The sequence below is a fragment of the Methylibium sp. T29-B genome, from assembly GCF_000576225.1.
Lineage (GTDB): Bacteria > Pseudomonadota > Gammaproteobacteria > Burkholderiales > Burkholderiaceae_C > Methylibium > Methylibium petroleiphilum.
This window is the reverse complement of sequence record NZ_AZSN01000221.1, coordinates 1-4,423: the sequence shown is the minus strand read 5'-3', so window position 1 is coordinate 4,423 and position 4,423 is coordinate 1. Positions and strand designations below refer to the sequence as shown.

At 64.9% G+C, this 4,423-nt stretch carries 8 protein-coding genes; all 8 read right to left on the bottom strand.

Annotation, left to right across the window (positions count from 1 at the left end; translation table 11 throughout):
* On the bottom strand, positions 1-759 hold a 759-nt coding region (rpsC, locus tag Y694_RS19955; RefSeq protein ID WP_036235751.1), incomplete at its 3' end, for a 30S ribosomal protein S3.
* A 14-nt stretch (positions 760-773) separates the two neighbouring features.
* Positions 774-1,103, bottom strand: coding sequence for a 50S ribosomal protein L22 (gene rplV, locus Y694_RS19950; RefSeq protein ID WP_036235754.1), 330 nt, complete (start codon positions 1,101-1,103; stop codon positions 774-776).
* Between the two features lie 10 nt (positions 1,104-1,113).
* On the bottom strand, positions 1,114-1,389 hold the full coding sequence (gene rpsS / locus Y694_RS19945; RefSeq protein WP_011831013.1) for a 30S ribosomal protein S19: 276 nt from the start codon (positions 1,387-1,389) through the stop codon (positions 1,114-1,116).
* A gap of 12 nt (positions 1,390-1,401) precedes the next feature.
* Complete coding sequence (rplB, locus tag Y694_RS19940; protein ID WP_011831014.1) at positions 1,402-2,226, bottom strand: 50S ribosomal protein L2; 825 nt, start codon at positions 2,224-2,226, stop codon at positions 1,402-1,404.
* Positions 2,226-2,540 (bottom strand): 50S ribosomal protein L23, encoded by a 315-nt coding sequence (rplW, locus tag Y694_RS19935; protein WP_011831015.1) that lies wholly within the window; start codon positions 2,538-2,540, stop codon positions 2,226-2,228. The genes rplB and rplW overlap by 1 nt, the downstream gene beginning before the upstream one ends.
* The gene (gene rplD / locus Y694_RS19930) at positions 2,537-3,157 is read right to left on the bottom strand and encodes a 50S ribosomal protein L4 (protein ID WP_011831016.1); all 621 of its coding nucleotides are present in this window, start codon (positions 3,155-3,157) and stop codon (positions 2,537-2,539) included. The genes rplW and rplD overlap by 4 nt, the downstream gene beginning before the upstream one ends.
* Positions 3,157-3,837 carry a 50S ribosomal protein L3 gene (gene rplC, locus Y694_RS19925; protein WP_036235747.1) on the bottom strand — a complete coding sequence of 227 codons (681 nt, stop codon included), beginning with the start codon at positions 3,835-3,837 and terminating at the stop codon, positions 3,157-3,159. The genes rplD and rplC overlap by 1 nt, the downstream gene beginning before the upstream one ends.
* A gap of 186 nt (positions 3,838-4,023) precedes the next feature.
* Positions 4,024-4,335 carry a 30S ribosomal protein S10 gene (gene rpsJ / locus Y694_RS19920; RefSeq protein ID WP_011831018.1) on the bottom strand — a complete coding sequence of 104 codons (312 nt, stop codon included), beginning with the start codon at positions 4,333-4,335 and terminating at the stop codon, positions 4,024-4,026.
* Positions 4,336-4,423 lie beyond the last annotated feature (88 nt).

Genomic DNA, 4,423 nt, shown 5'->3' with positions numbered 1-4,423 from the left:
ACGCGGGCCCGGGCGAGCACCGTCGCGCGACGGCGGACGGCGGTCACCGGCCGGGCGGTCGCTGCGCGGGCCGCGGCGATTGCGACGGTCGTCTTCGCGCTCGTCGGTCTTGATGACGGGCGCTTCGCCATTGGCGAGACGATCGCCGCGGTAGACCCAGACCTTCACGCCGATGATGCCGTAGGTGGTCTTGGCTTCCGAGAAGCCGTAGTCGATGTCGGCGCGCAGCGTGTGCAGCGGCACGCGACCTTCGCGGTACCACTCGGTGCGAGCGATCTCGATGCCGTTCAGACGACCGGCGCTCATGATCTTGATGCCCTGGGCACCCAGGCGCATCGCGTTCTGCATCGCACGTTTCATCGCGCGGCGGAACATGATGCGCTTCTCGAGCTGCTGGGTGATCGAGTCGGCGATCAACTGGGCATCGATCTCGGGCTTGCGCACCTCTTCGATGTTCACGGCCACCGGCACGCCCAGGCGGCGCGTCAGCTCGGCCTTCAGGTTCTCGATGTCTTCGCCCTTCTTGCCGATCACCACGCCCGGACGCGCCGAGTAGATGGTGATGCGTGCGTTCTTGGCGGGCCGCTCGATCAGGATGCGCGAGACCGCCGCGCTCTTGAGCTTGGCCTTGAGGTATTCGCGGACCTTCAGGTCTTCGGCCAGCATCGTCGCGAAGTTGCGATTCGACGCGTACCAGCGCGAGGACCAGTTGCGGGTGACAGGCAGGCGGAAGCCGACCGGATGAATCTTCTGTCCCATGGTCTTCTCTGCCTTTAGTTGCCGACGGTGACGAAGATGTGGCAGGTCGGCTTGCTGATGCGGTTGCCGCGGCCCTTGGCGCGCGCGGAGAACCGCTTCAGGGTCGCACCCTGCTCGACGTGGATCGTCTTGACCTTCAGTTCGTCGATGTCGGCACCGTCGTTGTGCTCGGCATTGGCGATCGCCGATTCCAGCGCCTTCTTGATGATGACGGCGGCCTTCTTCTGCGTGAATTCCAGGATGTTGAGCGCCTGGTCCACCTTCTTGCCGCGGACCAGATCAGCCACCAGCCGACCCTTGTCGACCGACAGACGCACGCCGCGAACGATTGCTCGGGTTTCCATCGTCATCCCCTTACTTCTTCGCCTTCTTGTCCGCCGGGTGACCCTTGAACGTGCGGGTCAGGGCGAACTCGCCGAGCTTGTGGCCGACCATCTGATCGGTCACGTACACGGGGACGTGCTGCTTGCCGTTGTGCACGGCGATCGTCAGCCCGATGAAATCGGGCAGGATCGTCGAGCGGCGCGACCAGGTCTTGATCGGCTTCTTGTCCTTGATCGCCACGGCCTTCTCGACCTTGGCCACCAGGTGGTGGTCCACGAACGGACCCTTCTTCAGTGAGCGTGCCATCGAGCGTGCCCCTTACTTCTTGCGACGCGAGACGATGAACGTCTGCGTGCGCTTGTTGCTGCGAGTGCGGTAGCCCTTGGTCATCGTGTTCCAAGGCGACACCGGCACCTGGCCCTCGCCGGTGCGGCCTTCGCCGCCGCCGTGCGGGTGGTCCACCGGGTTCATGGCCACGCCACGAACGGTCGGGCGAACGCCCTTCCAGCGGATCGCACCGGCCTTGCCGTACTGGCGCAGGTTGTGCTCTTCGTTGCTCACCTCGCCGATCGTGGCACGGCACTCGATGTGGATGCGCCGCACCTCACCCGAGCGCAGGCGAACCTGGGCGTAGGTGCTTTCGCGTGCCAGCAGCGTCACCGAAGTGCCAGCCGAGCGCGCGATCTGGGCGCCCTTGCCGGCCAGCAGTTCGACGCAGTGCATCGTCGAGCCCACCGGGATGTTGCGGATCGGCAGCGTGTTGCCGGCCTTGATCGGCGCTTCCGAGCCGCTCAGGATGGTGGCACCGACTTCCAGACCGCGCGGAGCGATGATGTAACGGCGCTCGCCATCGGCGTAGCACACCAGCGCGATGTGGGCGGTTCGGTTCGGGTCGTACTCGATACGCTCGACCTTCGCCGGGATGCCGTCCTTGTTGCGCTTGAAATCGACCACGCGGTAGTGGTGCTTGTGACCACCGCCCTTGTGCCGGATGGTGATGTGGCCGTTGTTGTTCCGGCCTGCATTCTGGATCTGCGGCTCGAGCAGCGACGCTTCGGGCTTGCCCTTGTGCAGGTGCGAATGCACCACCTTCACCACGGCACGGCGGCCAGGGGACGTGGGCTTGACTTTGACGACGGCCATTACGCGGCCTCCCCGGAGAAGTTGAGCTCCTGACCCGCCTTCAGGCAGACATAGGCCTTGCGAACGTTGTCGCGGCGACCCACACCCTTGCCGAAGCGCTTGGTCTTGCCCTTGGTGTTCACGACCGATACCTTGTCGACCTCGACCTTGAACAGCAGTTCCACCGCCGCCTTGATCTCGGGCTTGGTCGCGTCCTGCAGCACCTTGAACAGCACCTGGTTGTGCGACTCGGCGACCGCCGTGGCCTTCTCGGACACGATCGGCGCGACCAGCACCTTCATCAGGCGACCTTCATCGAACTTAAGAGCGCTCATGCCAGCATCTCCTTGAGCTTCTCGATCGCGCCCTTCGTCACCAGGACCTTCTTGTAGAAGACCAGCGACAGCGGATCGGCATAACGCGGCTCGATCACCAGCACGTTGGCGAGGTTGCGCGACGCGAGGAACAGGTTCTCATCCACCTCGTCCGCGATCACCAGCACCGACTCCAGCCCCATGGCCTTGAACTTCGCGGCCAGCGCCTTGGTCTTGGGCGTCTCGACCTTGATCGAATCCACCACGGCCAGGCGACCTTCACGAGCGAGCTGCGAGAAGATGGCGGCCATGCCGGCGCGGTACATCTTCTTGTTGACCTTGTGGCTGAAGTTCTCTTCCGGGCTGTTCGGGAAGATCCGACCGCCTCCGCGCCACAGCGGCGACGAGGTCATGCCGGCGCGAGCCCGGCCGGTGCCCTTCTGGCGCCACGGCTTCTTGGTCGAGTGCTTGACCGTCTGGCGATCCTTCTGGGCGCGCGTACCTTGGCGGGCATTCGCCTGGTAGGCCACCACCACCTGGTGCACCAGCGCTTCGTTGTAGTCGCGGCCGAACACGGTGTCCGGCGCGTCGACCTTCGAGGCGGCCTGGCCTTGTTCGTTCAGGAGCTCGAGTTCCATCAGTTCGCTCCCTTCTGGGCCTTGACCTTGACGGCCGGGCGCACGGTCACGAAACCGTTCTTCGCGCCAGGAACCGCGCCGCGCACCAGCAGCAGCTGGCGGGCCTCGTCGACACGCACGATGTCAAGGTTCTGGGTGGTCTTGGTCACGTCGCCGCGGTGGCCGGACATCTTCTTGCCCGGGAACACGCGACCCGGATCCTGGGCCATCGAGATCGAGCCCGGCACGTTGTGCGAACGGCTGTTGCCGTGCGACGCGCGCTGCGAGCCGAAGTTGTGCCGCTTGATGGTGCCGGTGAAGCCCTTGCCGATCGACGTACCCTGCACGTCGACCTTCTGGCCGGCGGCGAACAGGCCGACCGGCAGCGTGCCGCCCGGCTTGTACTCGGCCGCCACTTCGGCGCTGACCGCGAATTCACGCAGGATTTCGCCAGCCTCGACACCCGCCTTGGCGAGATGCCCGGCCTCTGGCTTCGTGACGCGCGACGCCTTGCGGGCGCCAAATGTCACCTGGATGGCGCTGTAGCCGTCGGTTTCGACGGTCTTGACCTGGGTGACGCGATTGTTGGACACGTCGAGCACCGTCACGGGCACGGCGTCGCCGTCGTCCGTGAAGATGCGCATCATGCCCACCTTGCGGCCCAGCAAGCCGAGGCGATCGCCCGGATTGGCTGTAGTCATGGTTCTTCTCCAATGTCCGACATCGATTGGCCGGACTGACTTCACTGAGGCGACCGAACGCATTGCGCCGGGTCACCACGATGTTTTGCCCGCGACACCGGAGTGCCGAGGGCAGAAAAGCCTACGATTGTAGCAGCAGCGGCCGAAGCCGCAACCACCCGGGTCCGCAGCGAACCCGATCGGAACTTACTGCAGCTTGATCTCGACGTCCACGCCGGCCGGCAGGTCAAGCTTCATCAGCGCGTCGACGGTCTTGTCGGTGGGATCGACGATGTCCATCAGGCGCTGGTGGGTGCGGATCTCGAACTGGTCGCGCGAGCTCTTGTTGACGTGCGGCGAACGCAGGATGTCGAAACGCTGCATGCGTGTCGGCAGGGGCACCGGGCCCTTGACGATGGCGCCGGTGCGCTTGGCGGTGTCGACGATCTCGAGGGCCGATTGATCGATCAGCTTGTAATCGAATGCCTTCAGGCGGATGCGGATCTTTTGCTTTTGCATGACGGTTCCTTCAAAGAGCGGTGCGGCGGGCAGCGCCCGCAGCGGGGTGGTGAAAGGCGGGGCGGGACGTACCCACCCGCCGTCATGC

Excerpts from the sequence above, each read along its gene's own strand:
- rplB (WP_011831014.1), bottom strand. The coding sequence starts at position 2,226 with ATGGCCGTCGTCAAAGTCAAGCCCACGTCCCCTGGCCGCCGTGCCGTG.
- rpsS (WP_011831013.1), bottom strand. The coding sequence starts at position 1,389 with ATGGCACGCTCACTGAAGAAGGGTCCGTTCGTGGACCACCACCTGGTG.
- rplW (WP_011831015.1), bottom strand. The coding sequence starts at position 2,540 with ATGAGCGCTCTTAAGTTCGATGAAGGTCGCCTGATGAAGGTGCTGGTC.
- rpsJ (WP_011831018.1), bottom strand. The coding sequence starts at position 4,335 with ATGCAAAAGCAAAAGATCCGCATCCGCCTGAAGGCATTCGATTACAAG.
- rplD (WP_011831016.1), bottom strand. The coding sequence starts at position 3,157 with ATGGAACTCGAGCTCCTGAACGAACAAGGCCAGGCCGCCTCGAAGGTC.
- rplC (WP_036235747.1), bottom strand. The coding sequence starts at position 3,837 with ATGACTACAGCCAATCCGGGCGATCGCCTCGGCTTGCTGGGCCGCAAG.
- rplV (WP_036235754.1), bottom strand. The coding sequence starts at position 1,103 with ATGGAAACCCGAGCAATCGTTCGCGGCGTGCGTCTGTCGGTCGACAAG.